General features: G+C 36.4%; 1 protein-coding gene. It reads left to right on the top strand.

All coding sequences use genetic code 11. The annotated features are described in order from the left end of the window. Nucleotides 1-209: hypothetical protein (locus tag V6256_RS16220; protein ID WP_341599208.1), on the top strand; the 209-nt coding region annotated here is incomplete at both ends.

The following is a 209-nucleotide window of genomic DNA, read 5'->3' as shown; positions in this document are numbered from 1 at the left end:
GTAAAAGAGCATCAGCAGCATTTGATGCGAGTTGGAAAGCGTTATTAGATGAAAATAATTCATATGCAACGAATGCTGTAACTAACATCTACACAAAAGATGTGAATTACAAAAACTTCCTTGGCAAAGCATTAAAATCAGATGTCAGCAGAAGACGTGCAGAGCAAATGAAAAAAATGTCTTCTGGACGACTTAAAGCATTAGCCAAG

This window comes from Psychromonas aquatilis, assembly GCF_038155185.1.
GTDB classification, from domain to species: Bacteria; Pseudomonadota; Gammaproteobacteria; order Enterobacterales; family Psychromonadaceae; genus Psychromonas; species Psychromonas aquatilis.
The sequence above is the reverse complement of the archived record's forward strand: the minus strand, read 5'-3'. Positions and strand labels throughout refer to the sequence as shown.